Here is a 25,255-nt window from a genome sequence, read left to right on the forward strand (position 1 = left end):
ACCGGCGCGGCAGGTGACGGGGGTGAGGGGTGTCGGTGCAGGTCGAGACGGGTGACGGGGATCCGGGGGTCCTGCGGTCGCCCTCGGCGGAGGCGTCGATGCGGGCCCGGTGGCGGGCGCTGGTGCTCACCGATCCGGTGGCCCGGCTGGTGCGCAACGCGGCCTTCGCCAACGTCGACGACCGGCGGTTCGACCTGCGGCAGCTGGCGCTCGCGGCGGTGGACATCGCGGTCGCCTCGATGGGGTTCGCGCGTCAGATCACGCTCGGTGAGCTGCTGGACTCGATCGCGGAGCTGGCCGTGCGGATGGCGCCGGGCGCGCCGCGGGACGCCTGCGCGGAGGCGGCGCGCTGGGTGATCAAGGGGCTGCTGAACGACGCGGAGGGGCAGCGCGCGTTCGTCTACGCGTTCACCGACGACGACGGGCGGCGCGAGGAGTTCGCGTTCAAGCTGCTCCAGTTGCAGGACAGCCCGGACGGCGCGATCGTGCAGGCGTCGCCGCAGGCGGTGATGCTCTACCTCAGCGGTCTGGACCTGGACGTGGACGACGCGGAGGCGGCGTTCTCCGTGGTGTTGCAGCGGCAGTTGCGCGACCGGCGGTTCGAGGCGGCCGGGCGGACGGCCGCGCAGGCCGAGCGCGTGTCGGTGGCGATGGCCGCGTCGTTGACGGAGCTGATGGAGGCGACCCGGCGGGACGTGCGCGCCGTCGACTGGGCGGTCGACGTGCCGCGCCGGCTGGAGCGCGCCCGCGAGCACGTCGAGTCGCGGGTGGCCGAGGACGCGGAGGTGCTCAACCACGTCGCGGCCGGCATCGACACGGAGACGGACGCGGCCGTGCGGCAGGCCTCCGGCGAGCTGGTCGAGACGCTGCGCCGGATCCGTCAGGTGCACCTCGATCTCGCGTCCCGCGTGGGTTCGGCGCACACCGTCTTCATCCAGGCGCAGCTGAGCCAGGTCTTCGCCCGGCCGGTGCACCTGCGGCTGCTCGACCCGGAGAAGGAGCTGTTCCACCCGGTGCTGCGGCTGCCTGACTCGGACGCGCTGCCGGTGATCGAGGCGTTCGGCGACCGGGTGCTGGGCCTGCGCGTGCCGCGGCTGCTGCACCTGGACAGCCTGGTGGACGCGCTGCTGGCGCCGCCCCGGGCGCCGGAGCCGGACGAGTTCGACCCGGAGCGGCCGGGCGAGACCACGGGTGTGGACCTCCAGTCGTACCCTCCGGTGGTCATCGACGCGGCGTCCCGGGTGCTGCGGGCGGCGAGCGACGAGCCGACACCGCTGTCGGCGCTGCTGTCCGAGGTGGACCTGGCCGAGGGCGACGCGCAGGATGCGATAGAGTTGATCTTGCTGTCCGCTTTGTGGGCGTATGCGCCGGACGGGGTGTCGGACGCCGCCGACGAGGACGACGGCGGGTTGTCCGCGCTGGTCGCGTCGCTGACCGTGGAGCGCGGCGACGACGTGCTGGACACGCCGGTGGCGTGGGGGGACGACCTGGTGGTCCGGTTCACGCGGGACGAAGCGGTAACGGAGGAGTCGCGGTGACGGTGCCGCTGGAGGACGTGCGCGCGGCCGCGGAACTGGTCGCGTTCGGGTTGCGCGCGGGCGCCCGGCCGACGGACGCGAACCCGTACGGTGTGCTGCTGGAGCGCTTCCGCAGCAACACCGAGTTCCGGGACACGGTCGAGGCGGTCGCGGGCGGGCTCGGGCTGACCGTGCTCGGCGCGCCCAGCCGTGGCGGCATCGTGCTCACCACCCAGCCGAACAGCGTCTTCGCGGTCCGGATGAGCGACCTGCGCAGCACCGCCATGAACCCGGACGACAAGCTGGTCGCCGGCCTGATCGTGCTCGGCATCGCGGCGTACGCGTTCCCCCGCCAGCTCGACCTGGACAGCACGGACGTCAAGATCGTGGAGGTGGCCGCGTTGGACGCGTTCGTGCGGGACGCGATCGAGGCGGTGTCCGCGCTGCCCGGCGACGAGGACACGGTCGACGGGCAGGCCCGGGTCGCCGCGAACGTCTACGCCCGGATGCCGTCGTTCAAGCCGAAGGACCGGCAGCCCGGCCCGGCCCGCGGCTGCACCCAGTTCGCGATCGCGGAGGTGCTCGGCTGGCTCGTCGAGCGCGGCGCCGCCCGGCTGATGCCGCAGATGGGGCCCGCGTCGTACCAGCTCACCGACCGCTTCCGCCTCCTGGTCGCGGACGTGGCCGGCGGCGAGGCACTGGCCGCGCTGCGCGCCCACCGGCAGCGGGTCGCCTGATGGCGGCGCCCGCGCGGCTGTGGCAGATGCGCCGCATCTTCCTCGACCGGATCGGCTCGCCCGCGGCCCGGTTCCGCGACGTCACGCTCGAACTCACCGGCCGGGACGGCACGCCGCTGGACACGATCCTGTGGATGCGCAACGGCGGCGGCAAGTCCACGCTCATCGCGCTGGTCTGCGCGCTGGTCCGGCCGGACCGCCGGGACTTCCTCGCCACCGCCACCACCGGCCGCCACCTGGAGGACTGCATCCTGGGCGGGGACACCGCGCACGTGGTGGTCGAGTGGGTCGACCCGAGCGGCCGCCGCCTGATCACCGGCGCGGTCTACGAGTGGGCCGACCGGGTGCAGCCCGCCGACCCGAACGCGGCACACGACCGGCTGCGCCAGTGCTGGTACGCGTTCAGCCCCACCGCGTCGGCCACGCAGATCGAGACGCTGCCGTTCACCCGGCCGGACGGCCGGCCGACGGACTTCAAGGAGTTCGTCAAGGCGCTCGAGGCGCTGCCGCTCGACCTGGACCCGGTCGTGGTCACCAAGCAGGAGCGGTGGGCCGGCGCGCTCACCGACCGCGGTCTCGACCCCGGCCTGTTCACCGCGATCCTGAAGATCAACGCGACCGAGGGCGGCATCGAGCACCACTTCAAGTTCAAGACCGCGGACGAGTTCGTGCAGTACCTGCTCTCGCTGGTCACCGACCCCGGCTCGGCCGGCAAGATCTCCGAGATCCTGCGTACCACCCGCGACCGGCTGGCCCGCCAGCCCCGGCTGCGCGCCGAGGTCGACTTCTGCGACGAGGCGACCGGGCTGCTGGAACGCCTGGCCACCGCGCGCGACGAGGTGGCCGGGGCGGAGCGCACGGTCGCGCTGCGCCGGGACGCCGCCGTGGGCCTGGCCGCCTCGCTGCGCGCGGCCGCGGACGCCGCCCGGTCCCGGGCCGCGGCCGAGTCGGCGTCGGTGTCGGCGCACCGGTCCGACGAGCGGGCCGCGCTGGAGCGCGTCGCCGCACTCGACGCGGAGATCCGGGAGTACGTGTGGTGGGCCGCGCACCTGCGGCACGCGGAGGCGACCGGCGCACACCAGGAGGCCCTGGAGGAGGTACGGCGGTCCGCGCTGGAGCACGCGGCCTGGCAGATAGTGCCGCTGCTGGCCGAGCACCTGACCGCGAGCCGCCGGCTGGCCAGCGCGGTGCAGCGCCAGGAGGAGGCGGAGGCCGGCGCGGAACCGGCCCGGGTCGCCCGCGCGGAGGCGGCGGCGCTGCTGGTCGCGGTGCTGCGCGCGGTCGCCGGCACGCTGGGGACCGAGGCCGGCGCGCACGCGGCCGCGGCGGCGGAGTCGTCCGCCGCGCACGCGTCCGCGCGTGCCGCCGCGGGCGAGCTGCAGGCCCGGATCGGCGGCCTGGACGCCCGGCGGCGGACGATCGACGAGCAGATCGCGGCGTTCACCACCGCGATCGGGACGGCGATCGCGGACGGGCACCTGGACGCGGTCCTCGACGAGATCGTCGACGGCGCGACACCGGCGCCGGTCGGCGAGACCCGCGCGACCGGCCGCGCCGGCGAATCCACCACCGACGGCGACGCGGTCACCGGCGGCGCGGCCACCCGGGGCGGTGCGGCCACCCGGGGCGGTGCGGCCACCCGGGGCGGTGCGGCCACCCGGGGCGGTGCGGCCGTCGACGACGCCGCCGCGGCCGCCGACGGCGGCGGGTCCGAGCCCGGTGGCGCCGGGCGGGCCGTGCCCGGGCAGCGGACCGGCGGGAGCGCGGCGTGGCGGGCCGGGACGGTCCGGGCCGAGGCGGTCTCCGACCGGGAGATCGAGGAGGCGTACCAGGCCGCCCGGGACGCGGACGCCGCGGTGGTGCGGGAACTGGAGGACGCGCTGCCGGCGGCGGTGGAGGCGCTGGGCGTACGGCGGCGGGAACTCGATCGTGAGACGGCGGAGCTGGCCGGGGCGCGGAACGCGGCGCTGGACCGGCGGGCCGGGCTGGTCGCGGAGCGCGAGCCGCTGGTCGCGGAGATCGACGCGCTGGCCACCGAGCACCGGCTGCTGATGCTGGCCGAGGCGGACCGGATCGACCCGATCGCGGAGCACCGCAAGCTCGCCGACCTGCTCACCGAGGAGATCCTGACCGCGGACCGGCGGCGGATCGACCTCGCGGTCGCGGACGTGGAGGACCACCGGGCCACCCGGGCACTCGAATCCGCGCGCGGGCTGCTGCCACCGGCACTCGACCTGGCGATGGCCGCGGACGTGCTGGCCGAGAAGCGGATCCCGGCGGTCGTCGGCTGGCACTACCTGGCCGACTCGGTGCCGCCGAGCCGGTGGGCACCGGCCATCGCGGCCGCGCCGGACCTGGTCGGCGGCCTGCTCGTCCCCGCGGCCGAGGACCTGGAACGGGCCCGGGCCGCGCTCGCGGCGGCGGCACTGCGGCCGACCAGCGCGGTCCGGGTGTCGACCACGGCCGCGCTGCGGCAGGTCGTGGACGCGCTGCCGGAGCCGGGCGACGGGTTCGTGATCGCACCGGCGCAGGCGCTGTTCGACCGGACGGCCGGCGCGGCCGAGGCGGAACGGCGGCGGGCCGGGCAGCGGTCCCGCGCCGAGCAGATCCAGGAGCTGACGGACGGCCGGGACCGGGACAAGACGCTCAAGGACCGGCTGCTGATCCTGGTCGACCGGTGCCCACCGGGCCACCGCGAGCACCTGGACGAGTCGATCGCGCGCCTGGACGAGGAGGTCCGGTCCGCCGACCTGCGCGGCGCCGCGCTCGCCGAGGCCCGGGCCGCGCTCGACGCCGAGCACGCGGAGCTGCAGGAACGCCGCCAGGCGCTGGCGGCGGAGCGGCGCACGCTGGCGATCCGGATGGGCGTGCTGGCCGATATCGTGCACCGGGTGCCGGCGATGGCGGGCCTGCGCGCGGAGCGCGATGCGCTGCCCGGCGCGCGGGCCGAGGCGGAGGCGGCGCTGGCGGCGGCGCAGGGCGAGGAACAGCGGTACGCGGCTGCGGCGGGCGCGGCCACCCGGGCGGCGGAGGAGAAGCGGTCGCGGGCCGCGGAGTACCGGGCCCGGGCCGACGAGTTGCGGCGGGTGGCCGGTTCCGCCGTCGTCGCGGTCGACGAGCTGCCGTCGCTGGCGGACGCGCGGGCCGGCTACCAGGCGGCGGACGAGGCGTACCTGCGGCAGGCGTCGGAGTCGGCGCTGGAGGCCACCATCGCCGAGATCAACAACCGGCTGGCCGCGCTGGACGACCAGATCGACTCGTTCGGCCGGGCCGAGCGCGCGGCCGCGGAGCTGCTGGCGGACACGCCGGAGGCGGCCGACCCGGTGTCGGTCCGGCGGTCGACCGCGATCGCCAAGGACGCGCACGACGAGGCGCTGATCGCGTCCGGCACCGCCCGGGCGGACGCGCAGGCGGCGGAGCGGGTGCTCGTGGCCGCGACCGCGCGCCGCGCCCCGGGCGTCGACGTGACGCCGCCGGACACCGCGGCCGAGGCGGACATGCGGGCCCGGGAGGTGCGGGCGGAACTCGACCGCCGGCAGGCCGAGGCGGACGCGCACGCGGCGTCGGCCACGACCGCGGAGAACCGGGCGCGGGCCGCGACCCGGCGGGCCGAGGACCTCGACCGGGCCGCGACCGACCTGGTCGACGAGGACGTGCCGTACCCGCCGGGGGCGGTGCCGTTCGCGGGTGAGGTCTTCGAGGCGGACCGCGAGGTGCGGGCGGCGCGGCGCACGGTGCACGAGGCGGAGTCCGCGCTGGCGACCGCGCGGGGCGCGCTGACGACCGGCGGGCACCGGCTCGGGCGGTGGGCGGCGCAGGAACGGTTCGCGGTGGTCAGCCCGGAGGTGCGGGACCGGTTCCGGACCGAGAACGCGGTCGACGAACTCGCGCCGCACGCGGAGGCGCTGGCGGCGCGGCTGACCGAGTACCGGGAGGGGCTGCGCGGCGAACTGTCCGCGATCGACAAGGACAAGCACCTGGTCGTGACGGCGCTCTGCGCGGAGGTGCGCGAGGCGCTCAAGACGTTGCAGCGGGCGCAGAACCACGCGCAGCTGCCGGGCGGGCTCGGCGAGCAGCTGAGCAACCGGCGGTTCCTGGACGTGGGCCCGCGGGCCAGCGTGGACACCGGCGACGCGGTGCTGCGGTCCCGGGTCGAACGGCTGGTGGACAAGCTGGTCGAACGCAAGGAGCCGATCCCGGACGGGATGACGCTGGCCTGGGAGGCGACGTCCGCCGCGGTCGGCAAGGGCAACTTCGTCGCCCGGGTGCTGAAGCCGTCGACGGCGCTGGGCGAGGAACGGCAGCCGGTCGAGCTGATGAGCAAGTGGTCCGGCGGCGAGAAGGTCACCATCAGCCTGCTGCTGTTCTGCATGCTGGCCCGGCTGCGGGCGGCGAACCGCGGGTCGGACGTGCCCGGGCTGGGCGTGCTGCCGATGGACAACCCGCTGGGCACGGCGAACTACGTGGCGTTCCTCGACCTGCAGCGCCGGGTGGCGGCCGCGAACGGCATCCAGCTCATCTTCCTGTCCGGGCTCGGCGACATGCGCGCGGTGGGCCGGTTCCCGAACGTGGTGCGCATGCGCAACACCCAGAACCAGGGCCGCTCGTACGCCCAGGTGGTCGACCGCGACCTGAACGAGGACGCGCTGACCGCCACGATCACCACGGCCCGCCTGACCCTGCCCCGCCAGGAACGGCTGCTCTAGGCCCTGCCCGGAGAGGCCGGCGCGTGGTTGGCTGCGTGGTGTGCGGATTGCGGTGGAGGACGGCGAGCTGTACTGCGAGACCGCCGGGAGCGGGCGGGACGTGGTGCTGCTGCACGGTGGCGCGCTGGACGCGTCCATGTGGGACGGGCAGTTCGAGGCGCTGGCGGTGGATCACCGGGTGACGCGGTACGACGCGCGGTCGCACGGGCGGTCCACGCCGGCGCGCGGGGACTATCGCGCGTACCGGGATCTCGCGGACGTGCTGCGGCAGGTCGGGGCGGAGCGGCCGGTTCTGGTGGGGCTGTCGCTGGGTGGGCGGACCGCGATCGACTTCGCGCTGGCGTATCCCGAGGTGCCGGTGACCCTGGTCCTGGTGGCGACCGGGGTCAGCGGGATGACCTTCACGGACCCGTTCACGCTGGAGTGCCGGCGTGCCCAGGCGGACGCGGCGGCGCGGGCGGACGCGGAGGGCTTCGTCGAGGCGATGCTGCGTGCCTGGGTGGACGGGCCGTACCGGGCGCCGGAGCAGGTGCCGGCCGCGATGCGGGAGAAGTGCGCGGCGATGATGCGGGACGGGGTGGTGCGGCTGTCGGTGGAGGCGACCGGGCGGATGCTCGAGGTGGGGGCGGTCGGCCGGCTCGCTGAGCTGCCGAAACCCGTGCTCACCATGGTCGGGACGCTGGACACGACGGACATCCGGCGCGTGTCGGACGAGCTCGCGGCGCACGGTGCCGAGCAGGTCGTGATCGACGGCGCGGCGCACACCGTCAACCTGGACCGGCCGGACGCGTTCCTGGCGGCGCTGCGGGCCTTCCTCGCTAAGGTTTGATCATGGGTGTCTCCGACTACATCGCCGGCCTGCGGAAGCAGATCGGGCACGACCTGCTGATGTTGCCCAGCGCCTCCGCGGTCGTGGTGAACGACGCGGGCGAGCTGCTCCTCCAGCGGCGCAGCGACGACGGACGGTGGTCGATCCCGTCCGGGGTGATCGATCCCGGCGAGCAGCCGGCCGAGGCCGCGGTCCGGGAGGTGCTCGAGGAGACCGGCGTGCGGGTGACCGTGGAGCGGCTGGCCGGGGTGGCGTTGCATCCGACCGCCTACCCGAACGGGGACCGGTGCGAGTACCTCAACGTGTGGTTCCTCTGCCGCCCGGTCCCGGGCCAGGAACGGGTGGCGCACGTCGCGGACGACGAGTCGCTGGAGGTGGGGTGGTACGCGCGGGCGACGCTGCCACCGCTGAACGACTACGAGCGGCTGCGGATCGAGACCACGCTGGACGGCGGGGAGACCGCCTGGTTCGCCCGGGACGGCGCGGAGGTCCCCACCGTCTGACGGCGGGCACCCCCGGCGCCCGGCCGGTGGCGCGTCCCGCGACGGCTTGATATCGCCGGACGTCGATGTAGGATGCCTGGAAGCGCTCCCATCGCCTCGCCACCCACCTATTCCGGGAGTTCAGCGTATGAGGCAACACCGTATGAGTTCACTGTGGACGCTGGTCGTCGCTTTCGCGGTCGCCGTCCTGGGCATGGCGGCGCCGGCGAGTGCCGCGGCCCCGGCCACGATCTCCACCGTCACCGTCGGGTGGGGGCACACCTGCGCGGTCGGCGGTGACGCGTCGCTCTGGTGCTGGGGCAGCAACTCCAGCGGCCAGGTCGGCGACGGCAGCACCACCGCGCGGTCCACACCGGTCGCGATCGCCGGCTCTTGGACCGCGGCCGACGGCGGCACCGGGCACACCTGCGCGGTCCGCACCGACGGATCACTGTGGTGCTGGGGCAACAACTTCCGCGGCCAGCTCGGCGACGGCACCACGACGAACCGCACCGCACCGGTCCGCGTCGGCGACGCCACCACCTGGGCGACCGTCAGCGCCGGCGACAACCACACGTGCGCCACCCGTACCGACGGATCGCTCTGGTGCTGGGGCTTCGACCGGCACAGCCAGCTCGGCCAGGGCGGGTCGGTCTACGTCTCGACCGTGCCGCTGCGGGTCGGCACCGCCACCACCTGGGCGAGCGTCACCACCGGGTTCGCGCACACCTGCGCGACCCGCACCGACCGGACGCTGTGGTGCTGGGGTGACAGCTCCAGCGGGCAGCTCGGCGTCGGCAGCCTCGGCTACCGCACCAGCCCCACGCAGGTCGGCACCGCGGCGACCTGGGCCGGCGTGACCGCCGGATACACGTTCACCTGCGCGAACCGTACCGACGGGACGCTGTGGTGCTGGGGTGAGAACGGCTACGGCCAACTGGGCGCGGACGTGCCCTACCAGACCGCGCCGCTCCAGGTCACCGGCGGCACCTGGGCCGCGGTCACGGTCGGCTTCGACACCACCTGCGCGTCCCGCACCGACGGCAGCCTGTGGTGCTGGGGCCACAACGGCCAGGGCCAGCTCGCCGACGGCACCACCACGCACCGGAAGACCCCGGCCCGGGTCGGCACGGCCACCACCTGGACGGGCCCGCTCGCGGTCGGCTACCACGGCTGCGGCGTCCGCACCGACGGCACGCTGTGGTGCTGGGGCAACAACGGCAGCGGCCAGCTCGGCGACGGCACCACCGTCCGCCGCACCGCCCCCGGGCAGGTGACCTTCCCGTAACCGGCGGCCTCCGCCGTGCGGACGATGGCCGGACGACGGTCGCGGGACACCCGCCACCGGACTCCGGCCATCCGTCCGCACCCGACGCGTCACGAGCGACATCACGCTTATCCCGCTCCCGGTGTGGTGCGGCCCGCATGCTCCCGCGGGCGCTGGGTTTTCCCGGGGCCGAGCCCCGGACCCCGCGTTCCGGCTGGCTGTGGGAGGCGGTTTTTGCTTTTCCCGCTCCCGGTGTGGTGCGGCCCGCATGCTCCCGCGGGCCAACCTCGCCGCCCGGCAAGTCTCCGCTGGCGCTCCGCTTGCCGGGCGGCCTCGGAGCCGGTGCCGCGCGGTGCCGGTAGAAGAACCACGCGACCGCCGCGGTGCCCCGCGATCCTTGGCCGCGCCACCGGATCCGGGCCGGGCGGCCGGGAGGGGCCGATGGCGGGGCGCCGGGGGATTGTCCTGGCCACGGCGGGGCCGGCAGGGAGGAGCGCCGGCGACGACCGGTGCCCGCGGGAGCACTGGGGACGCGACCGCGCCGGAAGCGGGAAAATCGCCTTCGGGGTTCTGCTGTCGGTTCCGTGGTGCCGGGCTCAGAACTCCTGGTACATCAGGTGCAGGCCGACGCGGCCGAGGGTGGGGTGGGCGAAGGCGCGCGGGACCGTGGCGAGGATGTCGAAGCCCTGTTTGCGGTAGAGGTGGACGGCCGCGTGGTTGGACTCGACGACCGCGTTGAACTGCATGGCGGCGTAGCCGTCCGCGCGGGCCCAGTCGAGTGCGAACGCGCACAGCGCGGTGCCGACGCCGCTGCCGCGCGCGTCCGGCGCGACCATGAAACTCGCGGTGGACACGTGGGCGCCGGGGCCGGGGCGGTTCGGGCCCATCTTCGCGGTGCCGAGGACCCGGCCGTCCGCCACCGCCACGACGGTCCGGCCGGGCGGCGACTCGATCCACATGGCGCGGGCCTGCGGCTCGGTCATCCGCGGGTCGTAGGGGAAGGTCTCCTGCCCGGTCACGACGTCGCGGATGATCCGCCACACGCCGGGCCAGTCGTCGTCGCCGAAGTCACGCACCATCATCGCGGTACGGTATCGCGGTGGCCGGCGAGACACTCACCGCGCTCACCTCGCTCGGCGGGGTGCTGCTCGGTGGCGGACTGTCCTATCTGGTGCAGCACAGCACGCTGCGGATGAGCGCGCGGGCCGAGCAGCGCCGGCGCGAGGTGGAGCGTGCCGAGAGCCGCCGCGCGGAGCGGCTGGTGCACCTGGAGCGCTTCGTCGCGGTGGCGGCGGAGGCGGAACGGGCCGCGTTCGAGCGCCCGGACGACTGGTCCACCGGTGACCCGTGGCCGGTCGCGGCCCAGGAGGTCATGCACCGTCTCTGGGTCGCGGAACGCATGCTGCAGGTCCTCTACCCCGCGGACGTGCACACCTCCGCCCGCGCCTATTTCGAGCGCCTCAACCGCGCGGTCTGGGACGGCGTGCCCTCGCTCGACGACCTCTACACCGAGCTCGACGACCTGCGCGGCGCCTTCCTGGCCAGGTCCCGGTCCACACTGGACCGGTGACCCCGGCCGGGATAGCGTCGACGGCGTGGCGGACGCCGAGAACGAGCTGACCGTGTTGCCGCCCGAGGAGTCGGTGCGACGGCGCACCCGGGTGTATTTCGGGGTGGACCGGGGGAGTCCGGAGCTGCCGACCCGGATCCTCGAGGCGGTCGCGCGGCAGGCGTTCCACCCGTGGCCGGACGGGCCGGCGGCCCACGTGCCGCGGGTCGTCGTGGAGATCAGCGCCGATCTCGTGTTCTCGGTGACGGACGACCAGCCGGACACGTTGCCACCCGGTCACGAGACACCGGTGATCCACCGGTACGGCACACTGGCCCACCCCGCGCGGCGGTGGATGTACATCCAATCGTCGGGCCTCTGCACGCACGTCGACCTCGAGGTGTGGCGGGACGGCCGCGGGTTCCGGCAGACGCTGCACGGCCACCACGCGATCGCGCCGCCGGAGTGGTTCGCGGCGCCCGCCGGCGCGGGCACCCGGGCGACGTTCTTCCTGGACGAGACCTACGTCGGGCGCACCGCGCTGACCACCGATCCGGCCCTGCTCGACCTTCACCATCCCGACTGCGCCGAACGGCCGGACGACGTCGTCGTCCGGGATCTCCGGGGGCCGGGCGCGTAGGGGTTGCCGTGCGGGGGCGGCCGGGGGATTCTCATCAGGGCGTTCCCGGGTGAGGAGACGAGCCGATGGTCAGCGAACTCGCGGAGAGCTATGACCCGCTCGGCGCGCACCTCGCGGACCCCTATCCGTTCTACGCGACCGCGCGGCGGCGGGAGCCGGTGTTCTACTCGCCACGGCTGGACGCCTGGGTGGTGACGCGGTTCCGGGACGTGGACGCGGTGCTGCGGGACTCGGCCGGGTTCTCGTCGGCGAACAGCCTGCGGCCGGTGCGGGCCCTGTTCCCGGCGACGCTCGCGGTGCTGGCCGAGGGCTTCCCGCCGAAACCCGACCACGTCACCTCGGACGGGCCGGCCCATCACCGGCTGCGCGTGCCGTACACCCGGCATCTGACCGCGCCGGGGCGGATCGCGGCGCTGGAACCGCGGATGCGGGAGCGGGCGGCGGCGCTCGCCGCTGCGCTGCCACGGCGGGCGGACCTGGTGGAGCGGTTCGCCGCGCCGCTGCCGGTGGGCACCGCGGCGGAACTGTTCGGACTGGACGCCGGCGACGTGGCGGTGGCGCGGGCGGGCAGCGCGGCACTGTTCCGGCTGGGCAGCGCGGATGTCGGCGAGGCCGCGGAGGCGGCGGACGCCCGTACCGTGGTGGCCTTCCAGCGGATGCTGGCCGGCTACGTGCGGGCGCGGCGGGCCGAGCCGACCGGCGACCTGATCAGTGACGTGGTCGCGGCGCTCGCACCGGGCGGCGCGCCGCTGACCGCGGACCAGGAGGCGGAGACGGTCGGGACGATCGGCGGCACGTTCGGCGCGGCGCACATCACCACCACCGACCTGATCGGCAACGCGGTCCGGTTGCTGCTGCGGCACCCGGACCGGTGGCCGCCGCGGCTGCCGCCGTCGCACGTGGTCGAGGAGACGCTGCGGTACGAGTCGCCGGTGCCGACGATCTTCCGGCTCGCCACCCGGGCGGCGGTGCTCGGCGGCGTGCGGATCCCGGCGGGCGCGGACGTGCTGCTGGTGTTCGCGTCCGCGAACCGGGACGAGGAGCGCTTCCCGGACGGCGACCGCTTCGACCCGACCCGGACGCCGTCCCGGCACTTCGGGTTCGGGGCCGGCGGGCACACCTGCGCGGGCGCGGGGCTGGCCCGGGTGCAGACCCGGATCGCGCTGGCCGCGCTGCCCGGGCTGACGGCCGACGCGGACCGGCCCGTCGTGATCCGGCGATCGATCAACGTACGCGGCCCGCTCACGCTGCCGGTGCGGACGGCGCGCGGACGTACGCCGGGGGACTGACCGGGCGGTGGGCCCCCGTAACGGGGGAAACGGGGGCCCACCGCGATCAGAGGACGGCCCACCCGGTCCGGACGGTGTGGCCGTCGGGGAGCGGGGCGGACGAGCCGGGAAGCCCCACGCGGCGGCGGCCGCCGGACGGCCCGCCGTCACGACATCGAGCCTAACGTATGTGCCGGCGCGCGGGCCCCGCCGCGGCCCGTCTCCCACGCCGATACCGGCGCCGGACCCGCGGCGGTACGGAACGGGAGTCACCGCGGCCGCGCCCAGCCGGGTCGGCGCCGGCCGCACGACGGCCGGAACGCGGTGTCCGCGCCGGGATACGGCATGATCCGTGGAATGCGGCGTCTGGCGTACCCGGTGATCGCTCTGCTTCTGCTCTCCGGGTGTGGGCCCGGTGGGCCCGGGCAGGGCGGGGACTCCTGCGGGGAGGGTGTGCGCTGTGCCGGGGCGGAGCCGTCGTGGCAGCGCACCGACGCGCCACCGTCGCCGGCGGCGACGTGCGGGCCGGAGGGGGTACGGCTGGAGCTCGCCGAGCGGGACGCGGCCATGGGCCTGCGGGCGCTCGGCGTGTGGCTGGTCAACTGCGGCACGGTGGACTACCGGGTGGACGGCTACCCGGACGTGGCGCCGCTCGGCGCGGAACGGGAACCGCTGGACGTGCGGGTCCTGGACGGCGTCACCGAGATCGCCGGTGCGTTGCCGCGACGTAGCGATCCGCCGCGGCCGGTGGTGGTCCGGCCCGGGGAGCGGGCGTCCGCGATCGTGGTGTGGCGCAACACGTACGACGACACGCGCCGGCCACCGGTCGTGGTGTCGCACCTGGCCGTCGCGCCGGCGGCCGGCCGCCCGGCGACCGTGCTCGGCCCGGACGGCGGCCTCGACCTGGGCAGCACCGGGCGGCTCGGGGTCAGCCCGTGGCTGATCGAGCGGGCACCCGGCGAGGCGGCGCCGACCGGGACACCGCCGGCCCCGCCGTCGGCCCCGCACGTCGAGCCGTCCCGTCCGCTGCTGTAGGCCGGGAAGCTGCTGTAGGCCGGGAACTTGTCGTACGGCGCTGCTGGCGTCACCGCCGTGACGGGGACGGCCCGGCACGCCGGCCACCTGGACGCGGCCCGTGAGCTGCTCGACGGCCGCACCGGCCTGGGACCCCGCTGAGCCCGCCCGCGCCTCGGCGAGCGCGATCAGGTCGTCCACGCCGGCCGAGCCCAGCGGCTCACGGCGGCGGCTGGATCCAGTCGAAGGTGTGGGCGACCGCGCGCTGCCAGTTGGCGTACTCGGTGGTGCGCAGCGCCGGGTCCATGTCGGGCAGCCACTGGCCGGCCCGGTGCCACAGGTCGCGGAGCGCGGCCAGGTCCGGCCAGTAGCCGACCGCGAGGCCGGCGGCGTAGGCGGCGCCGAGCGAGACCGTCTCCACGACCATCGGGCGGACCACCGGCACGTCGAGCACGTCCGCGACGAACTGCATCAGCAGGTTGTCCGACGTCATGCCGCCGTCCACCTTGAGCGTGGAGAGCGCGAGCCCGGAGTCGGCGTTCATCGCGTCGACCACCTCGCGGGTCTGCCAGCCGGTCGCCTCCAGCACCGCGCGGGCCAGGTGCCCCTTGGTGATGTAGCTGGTCAGGCCCACGATCACGCCGCGGGCGGAGCTGCGCCAGTGCGGGGCGTAGAGGCCGGAGAACGCGGGCACGATGTAGCAGCCGCCGTTGTCCGTGACGGTCCGGGCCAGCGTCTCGATCTCCGGCGCGGTGGTGATCAGGCCGAGCTGGTCGCGGAACCACTGGACCAGCGAGCCGGTGACCGCGATCGAGCCCTCCAGCGCGTACGCCGGCGGTGCGCCGTCGATCTGGTAGGCGACCGTGCTGAGCAGCCCGTGCGTGGACGCGACCGGTTCCAGGCCGGTGTGCAGCAGCAGGAAACTGCCGGTGCCGTAGGTGCACTTCGCCTCGCCGGGCGTGAAGCAGGTCTGGCCGAACAGCGCGGCCTGCTGGTCGCCGAGCGCGGCCGCGATCGGCACGCCGGTGAAGACCTCGGTGGCCGTGCCGAGCAGCCCGACGGACGGCCGGATCTCCGGCAGCATCGCGCGCGGGATGCCGAAGAAGGACAGCAGTTCGTCGTCCCAGGACAGCGAGCGCAGGTCCATCAGGAGGGTACGGGACGCGTTCGTCACGTCGGTGACGTGCAGGCCGCCGGTCAGGTTCCAGATCAGCCAGGTCTCCATCGTGCCGAACAGCACGTCACCGCGCGCGGCGCGCTCCCGCAGGCCGGGCGTGTGGTCGAGCAGCCAGCGGATCCGCGGCGCGGAGAAGTAGGTGGCCAGCGGCAGCCCGCTGCGCTTCGGCACGCTCTCCGCGCCCGGCGTCGCGGCGAGCGCGTTGACCAGCTCGTCCGTGCGGGTGTCCTGCCAGACGATCGCGCGCGCGACCGGGCGGCCGGTGTGCCGGTCCCAGAGCACGGTGGTCTCGCGCTGGTTGGTGATGCCGAGCGCGGCCACCTGGTCCAGCGTGATCCCGGCGGAGGTGAGCGCGGCCGCGGCCGTGCGGCGGACGTGCTGCCAGATCTCCACGGCGTCGTGCTCGACCCAGCCGGGCCGCGGGTAGTACTGGTGGTGCTCCTGCTGGGCGACCGCGTGCAACCGGCCGCGCCGGTCGAAGACGATGCAGCGGGTGGAGGTGGTGCCCTGGTCGATGGCGACGACGTACCGCTCGGACATGCTCATCCCCCACGGGAGCCCAGGTCCCGGGAGACCGCGCGGGCCGCGTCCCGGACGTATCCGACAAGCCGGGGGTCGGGGCGCAGCGACGCGGAGCAGAGCCGGTCGATCGCGCCCGAGATGCCGATCGCGCCCACGACCAGCCCGCCGTAGCCGCGGATCGGTGCGGCCAGCGAGGCCTCGCCCGGGGTCAGCTCACCGGTTTCGGCGGCGAACCCCGAGTCACGGACCGTCACCAGCTCGCGGGCGAGGTCGCGGCGGTCGGTCAGCGTCCGGCGGGTGAAGGCCTCCAGGGTGCGCAAAGAAGCAAAAGCCGTCGAGTCGTACGCCAGCAGCACCTTTCCCAGCGCAGTGGCATGCAACGGCAGCAACGACCCCACATCGAGCGTCTGGAGCGAGTCGTCCGGGCGGAACACGTGGTGCACGACCAGCACCTGGCCCTCCAGGACCGTGCCGATCCGGACCGCCTCGCCGCTGCGCGCGGCCAGCGGGTCCGCCCAGTTGATCGAGCGGGACCGCAGCTCGTTGACGTCCAGGTAGGAGGTGCCGAGGTGCAGCAGGGCGGCGCCGAGCCGGTACTTGCCGGTCTCGTCCTGCTCGACGAAGCCGACCCGTTGCAGCGTGCGGATGATGCCGTGGGTGGTGCTCTTGGCCAGGTCCAGCGACCGGGCTATCTCCACGATGCCGAGGCGGCCGTGACTGTGCGCGAGCAGGCGCAGCATCGCGGCCGCCCGCTCGATCGACTGCACCGGGCCCGGCATGCACCAAGACTGCATCGAAACCCGGCGTTCGACAATGCCGACCCCGGTTCGTTGACGATCAATGTTGACCGTCCATAGCGTCAGAGCCGGTAACGACAGTGCAATCACTCCGTAACTGTGGAGGCAAGATGGCACAGCGATTCAGAATCCCCGGTGGCCTGACCGGCGAGCTGGCCGCGGAGTTCGCCGGCACCCTGATCCTCATCCTGTTCGGGTGCGGCGTCGTCGCCCAGGTCGTCGCGGGCGGTATCGGCGACCACGACAGCATCGCCTGGGCGTGGGGCCTGGGCGTCACGCTCGGCGTCTACGTGGCGGGCCGGATCAGCGGCGCGCACCTCAACCCGGCGGTCACCGTCGCGCTCGCGGTCTTCAAGGGCTTCCCGTGGCGCAAGGTCGCACCGTACGCACTGGCCCAGCTGCTCGGCGCGTTCGTCGCGGCGCTGATCGTGCGCTGGAACTATACGGAGGTGCTCAACGCGTTCGACCCGGGCCTGACGATCAAGTCGCAGGGCGTGTTCTCCACGCTGCCGGGCAACGGCGCGCTGCCGGTCGGCGAGTGGGGCGCGTTCCGGGACCAGATCATCGGCACCGCGATCCTGCTGTTCCTGATCCTGGCCGTGACGGACGTGCTGAACACGCCGCCGGGCGCGAACCTGGCCCCGTTCGTGGTCGGCCTGATCGTGGTCGCGATCGGCATGGCCTGGGGCACGGACGCGGGCTACGCGATCAACCCGGCCCGCGACCTCGGCCCGCGGCTGGCGTCGTTCCTCACCGGCTACGAGGACGCGTTCCGAGATCAGAACGGGTATCCGTACTTCTGGATACCGATCGTCGGGCCGCTGATCGGCGGCGTGCTCGGTGCGGGGCTCTACCAGGCGCTGATCGGCCGGTTCCTGCCGGCGCAGCCCGCGCCGGTGGCCGAGCCGGACGTCCCGAGGCAGCGCACCGGCGTGTGAGGATCACATTCCCGCGGGGGTACGTCGTGAGCACGCCCCCTCGACCAGAAAGGGCACCCGATGGCTGACTTCGTCGGCGCGATAGACCAGGGAACGACCAGCACCCGCTTCATGATCTTCGACCACGGTGGCAACGAGGTCGGCCGGCACCAGCTGGAGCACGAGCAGATCCTGCCGCAGGCGGGGTGGGTCGAGCACAACCCGATCGAGATCTGGGAGCGCACGGTCGCGGTCGCCCGGACCGCGATGGGCAAGCTCAACCTGGGCGCGACCGACCTGGCCGCGCTCGGCATCACCAACCAGCGCGAGACCACCGTCGTCTGGGACCGGCGCACCGGCCGGCCGTACTACAACGCGATCGTCTGGCAGGACACCCGCACCGACCGGATCGCGTCCGCGCTGGACCGGGACGGCCGGGGTGACGTGATCCGGCAGAAGGCCGGCCTGCCGCCCGCCACCTACTTCTCCGGCGGCAAGATCCAGTGGATCCTGGAGAACGTCGACGGCGTGCGGGAGGCGGCCGAGCGCGGCGACGCGATCTTCGGCAACACCGACTCCTGGCTGCTGTGGAACCTCACCGGCGGGGTGGACGGCGGGAAGCACGTCACGGACGTCACGAACGCGTCCCGCACCATGCTGATGAACCTCGAGACGCTGCAGTGGGACGACGAGCTGCTGTCCTTCTTCGGCATCCCGCGGGCGATGCTGCCGGAGATCCGGCCGTCGTCCGACCCGTCCGGCTACGGCGTCTGCCGCGTCTCCGGGCCGCTCGGCGGCGAGGTGCCGATCACCGGTGACCTCGGCGACCAGCAGGCGGCCACGGTCGGGCAGGTGTGCTTCAACGTCGGCGAGGCCAAGAACACCTACGGTACGGGCAACTTCATGCTGCTCAACACCGGCACCGAGCTGGTCCGGTCGAGCAACGGGCTGCTCACCACGGTCGCGTACCAGCTCGGTGACGCCGCACCGGTCTACGCGCTGGAGGGCTCGATCGCGGTGACCGGCTCGGCCGTGCAGTGGCTGCGCGACCAGCTGCGGATCATCGGCAACGCGGCGGAGAGCGAGTCGCTCGCGGCGCAGGTCGAGGACAGCGGCGGCGTCTACTTCGTGCCCGCGTTCTCCGGGCTGTTCGCGCCGTACTGGCGGTCGGACGCGCGCGGCGCGATCGTCGGCCTGTCCCGCTTCAACACGAACGCGCACATCGCGCGCGCCACGCTCGAGTCCATCTGCTACCAGAGCCGGGACGTGGTCGAGGCGATGCGCGAGGACTCCGGCGTCACGCTGGACGTGCTCAAGGTCGACGGCGGCGTCACCGCGAACAACCTCTGCATGCAGCTGCAGGCGGACGTGCTCGGCGTGCCGGTCAGCCGGCCGGTCGTCGCGGAGACCACCGCGCTCGGCGCGGCCTACGCGGCCGGGCTCGCGGTCGGCTTCTGGAAGGACACCAACGAGCTGCGGGCGAACTGGAACGAGTCGCAGCGCTGGACCCCGAACTGGGACGCGGAACGCCGCGAGTCCGGCTACGGCCGGTGGAAGAAGGCCGTGGAACGGACGCTCGACTGGGTAGACGTGGACTGAGGTCGATCCGCGGGGCGGGTCGCCCACCGACGGCGGCCCGCCCCCGGACACCGGCCACGACAGTGGCCGGGCACCGAGCGGATCGATGAGCGGACGGTCCGTACCGTGGCGAGATTTTGATCCTGATGGGCGGTGCAGCATGACGAACGGAACCCTGTCGCCGGACGACCGGGCCGCCGCGCTGGACGCGATGGCCGATCGTGAGCTGGACGTCGTCGTGATCGGCGGTGGCGTGGTCGGCGCCGGATGCGCGCTGGACGCGGTCACCCGCGGGCTGAGCGTCGGCCTGGTCGAGGCGCGGGACTGGGCCAGCGGCACGTCCAGCCGGTCCAGCAAGCTGATCCACGGCGGGCTGCGATACCTGGAGATGCTCGATTTCGGGCTGGTCCGCGAGGCGCTGCGGGAACGCGGCCTGATCCTGTCCGTGCTGGCCCCGCACCTCGCCCGGCCGGTCCGGTTCCTCTACCCGTTGCGGCACCGCGCCTGGGAACGGGCCTACGCCGGCGCGGGCGTGCTGCTCTACGACATGCTGGCGCGGCGGGGCGGGCTGCCGCCGCACCGGCACCTGACCCGGCGGCAGGCGCTGCGCGCGTGCGCGGCGCTGAGGAAGGACAGCCTGGTCGGCGCGCTGCAGTACTCCGACGCGCAGATCGACGACGCGCGGCACACGCTGTTCCTGGTCCGGACCGCGGCCGCGTACGGCGCGCACGTCGCGTCCCGCACCCGGGTGGTCGGCTTCCTGCGCGAGGGCGCGCGGGTGACCGGGGTGCGCGTGCGCGACCTGGAGTACGACCGGACCTTCGACATCCGCGCCCGGCAGGTGATCAACGCGACCGGCGTGTGGACCGACGAGACGCAGGGCCTGGTGGGCGAGCGCGGCCAGTTCCACGTGCGCGCGTCCAAGGGCATCCACCTGGTGGTGCCGCGCGACCGGATCCAGTCGACCACCGGCCTGATCCTGCGCACCGCCTCCAGCGTGCTGTTCGTGATCCCGTGGGGACGGCACTGGATCATCGGGACCACGGACAGCGACTGGACGCTCGGCAAGGCCCACCCGGCCGCGTCCCGCAAGGACATCGACTACCTGCTGTCCGAGGTCAACCGGGTGCTGGTCACGCCGCTGACCCGGGCCGACGTGGAGGGCGTCTACGCGGGCCTGCGGCCGCTGCTGCACGGCGAGTCGGAGTCCACGTCCCAGCTGTCCCGCGAGCACACGGTGGCGTCGCCGCAGCCCGGCCTGGTCGTCGTGGCCGGTGGCAAGTACACCACCTACCGGGTGATGGCCGCGGACGCGGTGAACGCGGCGGCGCACAACCTCGGCGGCGCGATACCCCGGTCGGTGACCGCGCGGGTGCCGCTGGCCGGCGCGGAGGGCTTCGCGGCGCTGTGGAACCAGCGGCACCGGCTCGCGGCCTCGTCCGGCCTGCACGTCGCGCGGATCGAACACCTGCTCGGCCGGTACGGCGCGCTGATCCACGAGGTGCTCGCGCTGATCGCCGCGGACCCCTCCCTGAAGCCGGCGCTGGCCGGCGCCGACGACTACCTGCGCGCGGAGGTCGTCTACGCGGTGACGTTCGAGGGCGCGCGGCACATCGAGGACGTGATGACCCGCCGCACCCGCATCTCGATCGAGACGTTCGACCGCGGCCTGGAGGCGCTGCCGGTGGTCGCGGACCTGATGGCCGGCGCGCTGCACTGGACCGACGAGCAGAAACGCCGGGAGATCTCGCACTACCGGCTCCGGGTGGAGGCCGAGCGCGCCTCCCAGGAGGAGCCCGACGACGAGACCGCCGACGCCACCCGCCTCGGCGCCCCCGAGGTCGTCCCGCTGGCCTGACCCGGGCCGCGTGCACCACCCGTGGTGCGCGATGATCGCCGCCGGTGGATACGCGGTCACCGCCACCGCCCGCCGCCGCGGGTCCCGCCGGCAGCGCTGACGCGGCCTCCGCCGGCCGTCGTCCCGGAGTGATCACCACGCCGTTGGCGGAGCGGGACGGCAGGTCCTTGACGCGCGACCGTCCGTCTCCGAGATCGACCGTACCGTCCCTTGTGTCCGGGGCGCGAAACGTGGTCGGGTGGATCACAATGTGGTGAGCGGACGGACAGGAGGACGAGTGGCGGCTCAGGGAAACGTCCACGGTGGAATGTTCCGTCAGGGAGCAGGTCTCTAGTGGCGGAGCCCAGTCGTCTCGTCCGGGTCGCCGGGGCCGCCGACCGGCCGCTGGGCTACGTGATCGCGGACGGCCTCGTGCTGACCGCGGAGCACCATCCGGGCCGCCTGGACGACACGGTCGAGGTGGAGGGCTACCCCGACCACGTGCCGTCCACGCCGGGCCGGCTGATCTGGTCCGATCCGGTGATGGAGGTCGCGCTGGTCGAGGTGCCGGCCGCGGCGGGGGAGACCCGGCTGCCACCGGCCCGGTTCGGCCGGATCCTGTCGTCCGGCACCGAGCTGGAGGTCTCCGCGCTGGCACTGGTCAGCCCGGACGCCGGCGAGGCCCCGGGTGCCGGCGGGTCGCCGGGTGCCGTGGAGGACGTGGGCGGTGCGGACGCGGGTGCCGCAGAGGGCGCGGGTGCCCCCGACGGGCCTCCCGCCCAGCGCACCCCGCCCGAGCGACGCACCCCGCCCGAGCGGCGCGGGTCACCCGGCCCGCGCGGGTCCGGCGAGCGGCGCACGACCGCGGCGGGCGGCGGCACCGTCCGGCCGATCGGCACCGCCCGGCCCCGGGGCCACGAGCCGCGCCCGGCGTGGGCCGGGCCGACCCGGCAGGTGCGGATCGTGACCGGCCCGCCGGACCCGATCTCGGCGCTGCGCGCGCTCGAGGCGCTGCAACCACCGGACGGCGAGCCGGAGCCGCCGATCGAGCACCCGGCGGAGGACGAGAGCGACGTCGCGGTCGTCATCCCCGGCCGGGTGCGCGTCTCCGACGGCCTCTACCAGCTCGAACTCGACGCCGACCCGCTGCCGCCCGGTCTCGCCGGCGCGCCGGTCTTCGCCCGCGGCCTGCTGCTCGGCGTGATCACCGACGACGCGTACCGGCCGGGGCGGCGCTCGCTCACGCTCACCCCGGTCTGGCGGCTGCTGCGCGACCGGACGTTCTCCCGCCCGGTCGGCCGGTTCACCACCCGGCCGGTGGTGTCCGAGCCGGTCGAGCTGGCGCACGCGCTGATCGACCCGTACGCCGGCCCGGACCGCGTGGTGGCCCGCGCCGCGGAGGGCCCGTACCCGCCGCTGCTCACGGCGGAGGCCGCGGTGGTGCCGTTCCGCGGGCGGGTGCGCGAGATCCGCGAGCTGACCGCGTGGTGCAACGCGGAGGACCGTACCGTCCACATGCTGATGCACGCGCCGTCCGGCGAGGGCAAGACGCGGCTCGCGGCCGAACTGCTCACCCGGCTGCGCGCGCAGGGCTGGCTCGGCGGCGTCGCCGGTGACCTGCGGCGGCTGATCGCCGGGCTGGACGCGGTGGACGGGCCGATCGCGCCCACGCTGATCATCGTGGACGACGCCGAGTCCCGCCCGCCCGCGCTGCTGGCCGAGGTGCTGGACCGGCTGGCGATGGGCCGCCGGGCCCGGATCCGCGCGCTGCTGCTGGCCCGGAGCGCCGGGTCGTGGACGCTCGGGCTCAGCGACCGGACCCGGCTGGCCGGCATCCGCATGCTCGCGCTCGGGCCGCTCTACCCCGATCCGGCGACGCGCGCGGCCGAGCAGCGCCGGGCCGCCCGCGCGTTCGCCGAGGTCTTCGACCGGGGCATGCCGGGCAGCCCGTACACGGCCGTGGTCGAGCAGTCGCCGCGGCCGATGACCGAGGCGCTGCCCGCGTTCGGGCACGCGCTGACGCTGCAGGCCGCGGCGCTGCTCTGGGCGATCGGCCGCCCGCTGCCGGACGCCGGCCGCTACTACCACGACCCGCTCGCCGCGCTGCTCCGGCACGAGGACCGCTACCTCAACCGGGTCGCGGACCGGCACCGGATCACGCCGAACCGGGCCGCCCGCGCCCGGCTGGTCGCGGTCGCCACGCTGTTCGGCGCGACCTCCGCCGACGAGGCCCGCACGCTGCTGGGCAGCCACAACGGCACCGGCGACGTGGACGCGTGGCTGTCCGAGCTCTACCCGGCCGAGCGCGGCGGGCACTGGCGGCCGGTCCGGCCCGCGCTGGTCGCGGAGGAGTTGGTGGTCCGCGCGCTGCTGCCGGCCGGTGCCGCGCTGCGCACCGCCGACCTGGCGCTGTTCGTGCCGCGCGCCACCCACCATCAGCGGGTACGGATGCTGGCGCTGCTGACCAGCGCGGCCGCCCGGCATCCCGCGCTCGCCGGGGTGCTGCGCGACCTGGTCCGCCGGCACCCGGACGCGCTCGCGCCCGCGGTCCCGGACGTGCGCGTGCGGGTGCCGGACCCGAGCCCGCTGCTGCGCGCGTTCGCGGACGTCGGCCCGACCGTCGCCGCGCCCACGCCGGCCGCGCCCGACGCGCCGGCGCCACCGATCCCGGACCGCCTCTACGCGTACGTGGCGTCCGCGACCAGCCGCGGCCTGACCTGGTGGCGGATCCTGTGCGAGGTGGACGCGCCCTACCTGCGGCTCAAGGCCACCACCGAGGCGCCGGACGGCGGCGTACCGCTGGTGATCGCGTCCATCGCGTGGCTGGGCGGGGCGACCGGCCGGCACACGGTGCGCCCGGCGCCGCACCCGGACGAGTGGCACCGCATCGAGATGCCCGCGCCGACCGAGGCCGTGCTCGGCTCCGTCGCCGTGGTCGGCGACCGCAACTTCCCCACGCCCGCGATGCTGCTCGTCTCGCCGGAGCCGCTGACCATCCCGCCGATCCCGGTCGGCCGGGCCACCGAGTCGGCCGGCGGACAGCTCGGCCGCGCACTCGGCGCGCTGCCGCTGGCCCGCCCGCCGTCCGCCGACCCGCCGGACCCGTTCTACCGGTAGTGCGGGCTCCTGACCGGATTTCCGGGCCGCGGCGTGGATCTCCCGCTGTTCCGGTCCACCGGACGGAGGTGCGCCCGGCCGGGGCGGCACCTCGAAAAAATCGATACCCGTAAACCCGGCTCGGCCGTACGGTCGTGCGGTGCCCGACGCCATCTTCGACCACCCGCGGCTCGCCGCGGTCTACGACCTGTTCGACGGGGACCGGCGCGACCTCGCCGCCTACCTGGCGATCGCGCGCGAGTTCGGTGCCCGGAGCGTGATCGACATCGGCTGCGGCACCGGCAACCTGGCCGCGATGCTGGCGGACACCGGCCGGTCCGTGACCGGCGTCGATCCGGCGCTCGCCTCGCTGGAGATCGCGCGGGCCCGGGACGCGCGCGTCACGTGGGTGCACGCGGGCGCGGCGCAGGCGCCGGCCGTCGACGCCGACCTGGCCACGATGACCGGCAACGTGGCGCAGGTGTTCGTCACCGACGAGGAGTGGGCCGCCGCGCTGCGCGGCGTCCACGGCGCGCTGCGCCCGGGCGGCCGGCTGGTGTTCGAGACCCGCCGCCCGGAACGCCGCGACTGGGCCACCTGGTCCACCGAGCCCGTGGTCCGCGACGGCATCGAGCGGCGGCTGCGGTTGACGGACGTGCGCCTGCCGCTGGTGTCGTTCCGGTACACCTACCGCTTCCCGGACGGCGCGGAGCTGACCTCCGACTCCACGCTCCGCTTCCGTACCCTCGACGAACTCGGCGCCTCGCTGCGCGCCGCGGGATTCGCGGTGCGCGACATCCGCGACGCACCGGACCGGCCGGGCCTCGAACGGGTGCTCGTCGCGCAGCGCGTGGCACCGGCCTCCTGACCCCCGGAACGGGGTCACCCGGGCGCCGGACGGCCACGCCGGTCAGTGCCGTGAGCAGGGCGGAACGCCCACGCTTCCGGACCGTACACCCGTTAGAGATGATCTTCGTTCGTTGTTTCGATGCTGGGTGTGGACGATGCCGAGTACGTGCGATTCAGATTGGCCAACGGCACCCGGGTGATCGCGGAGGTCCGGGAGCCGAGACGCGGCGGAGTTCCCGTCTCCGCCGGACGGGACCGGGTGCGCGACGTGCGCGCCGCTTTCGACGGCAACCTGGCCGAGATCCGCGACGCGGCCGAGGACGCGTTGCGGGTGCTTCGCAAGGCCGGGTCGCCGGACGAGATCAAGCTGACGTTCGGGGTGAAGCTCACCAGTGAACTGGGCGCCGTGATCGCCCGGTCCGCGCTGGAGGGCAACATCGGCGTGGAGCTGCTCTGGAAACGGACACAGTGAG

Annotated in this window: 19 protein-coding genes; 16 read left to right on the forward strand and 3 right to left on the reverse strand. The window is 74.7% G+C overall.

The genetic code is table 11. The features are described 5' to 3' along the window. The first annotated feature begins 35 nt into the window (after window positions 1–35). The 6 genes from J2S44_RS35540 (at window position 36) to J2S44_RS35565 (ending at window position 9,559) form a co-directional block, all read left to right on the forward strand. Window positions 36–1,538 carry a hypothetical protein gene (locus tag J2S44_RS35540; protein ID WP_310423323.1) on the forward strand — a complete coding sequence of 501 codons (1,503 nt, stop codon included), beginning with the start codon at window positions 36–38 and terminating at the stop codon, window positions 1,536–1,538. Next, the gene (locus J2S44_RS35545) at window positions 1,535–2,254 is read left to right on the forward strand and encodes a hypothetical protein (protein ID WP_310423326.1); all 720 of its coding nucleotides are present in this window, start codon (window positions 1,535–1,537) and stop codon (window positions 2,252–2,254) included. Before J2S44_RS35540 ends, J2S44_RS35545 begins: the two co-directional genes overlap by 4 nt. Next, window positions 2,254–6,960, forward strand: coding sequence for a hypothetical protein (locus J2S44_RS35550; RefSeq protein WP_310423329.1), 4,707 nt, complete (start codon window positions 2,254–2,256; stop codon window positions 6,958–6,960). Before J2S44_RS35545 ends, J2S44_RS35550 begins: the two co-directional genes overlap by 1 nt. A gap of 40 nt (window positions 6,961–7,000) precedes the next feature. After that, window positions 7,001–7,789: an alpha/beta fold hydrolase gene (locus J2S44_RS35555; protein WP_310423331.1), complete on the forward strand. Its 789-nt coding sequence runs from the start codon at window positions 7,001–7,003 to the stop codon at window positions 7,787–7,789. A gap of 2 nt (window positions 7,790–7,791) precedes the next feature. Then, entirely contained in the window at window positions 7,792–8,292 is a 501-nt protein-coding gene (locus tag J2S44_RS35560; protein WP_310423334.1) for an NUDIX hydrolase, read from the forward strand. Between the two features lie 142 nt (window positions 8,293–8,434). Then, window positions 8,435–9,559, forward strand: coding sequence for an RCC1 domain-containing protein (locus tag J2S44_RS35565; protein WP_310423337.1), 1,125 nt, complete (start codon window positions 8,435–8,437; stop codon window positions 9,557–9,559). Window positions 9,560–10,134: 575 nt separating this feature from the next. Here the strand turns inward: J2S44_RS35565 and J2S44_RS35570 are convergent. Then, the gene (locus tag J2S44_RS35570; RefSeq protein WP_310423340.1) at window positions 10,135–10,620 is read right to left on the reverse strand and encodes a GNAT family N-acetyltransferase; all 486 of its coding nucleotides are present in this window, start codon (window positions 10,618–10,620) and stop codon (window positions 10,135–10,137) included. A 17-nt stretch (window positions 10,621–10,637) separates the two neighbouring features. On the opposite strand from J2S44_RS35570, the gene J2S44_RS35575 reads away from it, so the two are divergent. The 4 genes from J2S44_RS35575 to J2S44_RS35590 all read left to right on the forward strand — a co-directional run bounded on the left by J2S44_RS35575 (window position 10,638) and on the right by J2S44_RS35590 (window position 14,030). Continuing rightward, entirely contained in the window at window positions 10,638–11,108 is a 471-nt protein-coding gene (locus tag J2S44_RS35575; RefSeq protein WP_310423342.1) for a hypothetical protein, read from the forward strand. Window positions 11,109–11,133: 25 nt separating this feature from the next. Then, a complete protein-coding gene (locus tag J2S44_RS35580; protein WP_310423345.1) occupies window positions 11,134–11,727 on the forward strand; it encodes a hypothetical protein in 594 nt (197 codons plus the stop codon). 65 nt (window positions 11,728–11,792) lie between these two features. Continuing rightward, complete coding sequence (locus tag J2S44_RS35585; protein ID WP_310423348.1) at window positions 11,793–13,016, forward strand: cytochrome P450; 1,224 nt, start codon at window positions 11,793–11,795, stop codon at window positions 13,014–13,016. A gap of 336 nt (window positions 13,017–13,352) precedes the next feature. Next, window positions 13,353–14,030, forward strand: coding sequence for a DUF4232 domain-containing protein (locus J2S44_RS35590; RefSeq protein ID WP_310423350.1), 678 nt, complete (start codon window positions 13,353–13,355; stop codon window positions 14,028–14,030). 199 nt (window positions 14,031–14,229) lie between these two features. Here J2S44_RS35590 and glpK (J2S44_RS35595) read toward each other — a convergent pair whose 3' ends face one another. Further along, window positions 14,230–15,726: a glycerol kinase GlpK gene (gene glpK, locus J2S44_RS35595; RefSeq protein WP_310423353.1), complete on the reverse strand. Its 1,497-nt coding sequence runs from the start codon at window positions 15,724–15,726 to the stop codon at window positions 14,230–14,232. A gap of 2 nt (window positions 15,727–15,728) precedes the next feature. Next, entirely contained in the window at window positions 15,729–16,487 is a 759-nt protein-coding gene (locus J2S44_RS35600) for an IclR family transcriptional regulator (RefSeq protein ID WP_310423356.1), read from the reverse strand. Window positions 16,488–16,615: 128 nt separating this feature from the next. On the opposite strand from J2S44_RS35600, the gene J2S44_RS35605 reads away from it, so the two are divergent. The 6 genes from J2S44_RS35605 to J2S44_RS35630 all read left to right on the forward strand — a co-directional run bounded on the left by J2S44_RS35605 (window position 16,616) and on the right by J2S44_RS35630 (window position 25,254). Beyond that, the gene (locus tag J2S44_RS35605; RefSeq protein WP_310423358.1) at window positions 16,616–17,443 is read left to right on the forward strand and encodes an MIP/aquaporin family protein; all 828 of its coding nucleotides are present in this window, start codon (window positions 16,616–16,618) and stop codon (window positions 17,441–17,443) included. Between the two features lie 60 nt (window positions 17,444–17,503). Further along, the gene (glpK, locus tag J2S44_RS35610; protein WP_310423361.1) at window positions 17,504–19,021 is read left to right on the forward strand and encodes a glycerol kinase GlpK; all 1,518 of its coding nucleotides are present in this window, start codon (window positions 17,504–17,506) and stop codon (window positions 19,019–19,021) included. A 139-nt stretch (window positions 19,022–19,160) separates the two neighbouring features. Continuing rightward, window positions 19,161–20,858 (forward strand): glycerol-3-phosphate dehydrogenase/oxidase, encoded by a 1,698-nt coding sequence (locus J2S44_RS35615; RefSeq protein WP_374727941.1) that lies wholly within the window; start codon window positions 19,161–19,163, stop codon window positions 20,856–20,858. A 333-nt stretch (window positions 20,859–21,191) separates the two neighbouring features. Beyond that, complete coding sequence (locus tag J2S44_RS35620) at window positions 21,192–23,954, forward strand: hypothetical protein (RefSeq protein ID WP_310423364.1); 2,763 nt, start codon at window positions 21,192–21,194, stop codon at window positions 23,952–23,954. Between the two features lie 139 nt (window positions 23,955–24,093). Further along, complete coding sequence (locus J2S44_RS35625; protein WP_310423367.1) at window positions 24,094–24,801, forward strand: class I SAM-dependent DNA methyltransferase; 708 nt, start codon at window positions 24,094–24,096, stop codon at window positions 24,799–24,801. A 129-nt stretch (window positions 24,802–24,930) separates the two neighbouring features. Further along, window positions 24,931–25,254 carry a CU044_2847 family protein gene (locus J2S44_RS35630; RefSeq protein WP_310423370.1) on the forward strand — a complete coding sequence of 108 codons (324 nt, stop codon included), beginning with the start codon at window positions 24,931–24,933 and terminating at the stop codon, window positions 25,252–25,254. Window position 25,255 lies beyond the last annotated feature (1 nt).

Origin of the sequence: Catenuloplanes niger (assembly GCF_031458255.1) — a bacterium.
In the GTDB taxonomy this organism is placed as follows: domain Bacteria; phylum Actinomycetota; class Actinomycetes; order Mycobacteriales; family Micromonosporaceae; genus Catenuloplanes; species Catenuloplanes niger.

Bases quoted from the DNA above. Each gene is read 5' to 3' on its own strand.
- J2S44_RS35550 (WP_310423329.1), top strand. From the start codon at position 2,254: ATGGCGGCGCCCGCGCGGCTGTGGCAGATGCGCCGCATCTTCCTCGAC.
- J2S44_RS35560 (WP_310423334.1), top strand. From the start codon at position 7,792: ATGGGTGTCTCCGACTACATCGCCGGCCTGCGGAAGCAGATCGGGCAC.
- J2S44_RS35565 (WP_310423337.1), top strand. From the start codon at position 8,435: ATGAGTTCACTGTGGACGCTGGTCGTCGCTTTCGCGGTCGCCGTCCTG.
- J2S44_RS35570 (WP_310423340.1), bottom strand. From the start codon at position 10,620: ATGATGGTGCGTGACTTCGGCGACGACGACTGGCCCGGCGTGTGGCGG.
- J2S44_RS35585 (WP_310423348.1), top strand. From the start codon at position 11,793: ATGGTCAGCGAACTCGCGGAGAGCTATGACCCGCTCGGCGCGCACCTC.
- J2S44_RS35590 (WP_310423350.1), top strand. From the start codon at position 13,353: ATGCGGCGTCTGGCGTACCCGGTGATCGCTCTGCTTCTGCTCTCCGGG.
- glpK (WP_310423353.1), bottom strand. From the start codon at position 15,726: ATGTCCGAGCGGTACGTCGTCGCCATCGACCAGGGCACCACCTCCACC.
- J2S44_RS35600 (WP_310423356.1), bottom strand. From the start codon at position 16,487: ATGCCGGGCCCGGTGCAGTCGATCGAGCGGGCGGCCGCGATGCTGCGC.
- J2S44_RS35605 (WP_310423358.1), top strand. From the start codon at position 16,616: ATGGCACAGCGATTCAGAATCCCCGGTGGCCTGACCGGCGAGCTGGCC.
- glpK (WP_310423361.1), top strand. From the start codon at position 17,504: ATGGCTGACTTCGTCGGCGCGATAGACCAGGGAACGACCAGCACCCGC.
- J2S44_RS35615 (WP_374727941.1), top strand. From the start codon at position 19,161: ATGACGAACGGAACCCTGTCGCCGGACGACCGGGCCGCCGCGCTGGAC.